General features: G+C 73.5%; 2 protein-coding genes. One reads left to right on the top strand and one right to left on the bottom strand.

Features of this window, described 5'->3' with window-relative positions; translation table 11 throughout:
- Nucleotides 1-69: 69 nt before the first annotated feature.
- Nucleotides 70-867 (bottom strand): hypothetical protein, encoded by a 798-nt coding sequence (locus EBH09_RS06925; protein ID WP_121746051.1) that lies wholly within the window; start codon nt 865-867, stop codon nt 70-72.
- A 47-nt stretch (nt 868-914) separates the two neighbouring features.
- Here EBH09_RS06925 and EBH09_RS06930 point away from each other — a divergent pair, with 47 nt between their 5' ends.
- Nucleotides 915-1,103, top strand: a complete 189-nt coding sequence (locus EBH09_RS06930; protein ID WP_055416095.1) for a DUF5703 family protein — start codon at nt 915-917, stop codon at nt 1,101-1,103.
- Nucleotides 1,104-1,386 lie beyond the last annotated feature (283 nt).

Below are 1,386 nucleotides of genomic sequence, written 5' to 3' on the forward strand. Positions count from 1 at the left end.
CCCCGTGACCGCCGCCGTCGTGCCGGCCGGCCGGCCCGTCGCGGCTCCAGCCGTTCAGCGACCCGCCACTCAGCGGCCGGCCTGCAGCCGCGCCCGCTCCCCGTCCTCGTCAAGGTCGTCGGCCTCGTCCCCGTGCGGGTCGAGGTCATCGTCCGCGTCCAGGTCCTCGTCCAGATCCGTGTCGAGGTCATCCTCCAGCTCCCGCACGCCACCGCCACCGGCCGCGTCGTCCCCGTCGTCCTCGTCGTCGAGGCCGTCGTCGAACTCGTCGTCGAACACCGCGCTGACGTCGAAGCGGCAGACCACCCGTTGCGGGTCGGCCTGTTCGAAGGGGGCCTCCAGCCACTCGCCGGGTTCGGCGGCCTCGTCCGCGGCCGTCACCCAGAGCGTGGAGTCGCCCTCCTCCAGGCCGAACTCCTTGTGCCGGGAGGCGATCTCGTCCGGCTCGAACTCGCCGAACAGGAGGCCGAGCGCCCCGTGGACCGTGCCGGAGGCCTCGACGCCCGCCCCCTCGCCGTCCGCCGCCTCGACCCGCCGGGCCTGGGCCATGAGCCGCTGCGGCTCGGCCACGGCGTAGTCACGCCGGATCAGGACGCTCAGCGCGCTGGGCTCCTCGGGGCCCGTGTACGGCGGCAGGGTGTCGTCCGCGCCGGGGATCTCGAAGGGGGTGACCTCGTCGTAACGGTCGTAAAGCAGTTCGTCGTACGCCTCCGCGGCCGCGGCCAGCTGGTTGAACGCGTCGTAGACGGTCGGGTCGTCCTCCCCCGACCGGCGTTCGACCGCGGCCAGGTGGCGGTCGAGCGCGGTCTTGACCGCCTCGGCGGCGGCGCGTACCTCGGCAGCGGTGGGCTGCGCAGCATCAGACATAGTGCAGACGCTATCCGTACCGGGCCCCAGCCCGCACAATAGATGCGATGCCGGAATACGAATTTGTCGACGTGTACCTGCCGCGCGGGGTTTCCCGCAAGGAGACGACACGTCTGCTGACCGACCACGCCGAGTACGGACACTGGGAGTTGTACCGCCTGAGCCTGCTGCGCGACGGCAGCCGCAAGGTGCGGCTGCGGCGGCGGATCATCCGCCAGGTACGCGCGACCTGGTGAGCCGGTACCTGGTGGGCCGGTGACCGGGCTCGACCACGCGCGGGTGACGGAACCGGAGACGGAACGGGCCCCGCCGGTGCGGGGCCCGCTGTGCGTGCCGGTCGCCCGGCCCGAGTGGCGTCACGCCGAGGCGCGCGCCTTGCGGTAGAGCACCGTGCCCGCGAGCAGCGCGCCCGCGCCCACCGGCAGGGCGAGGCCCAGGGGCAGGTCGCTGCCGGTCTCGGCGAGTTGCGCGTCGCCCTGCGGCTGGGCGACGGTCTGGGTGCCCGGCTGGTTGACGTGC

The organism is Streptomyces sp. E2N166, from assembly GCF_003671715.1.
In the GTDB taxonomy this organism is placed as follows: domain Bacteria; phylum Actinomycetota; class Actinomycetes; order Streptomycetales; family Streptomycetaceae; genus Streptomyces; species Streptomyces thinghirensis.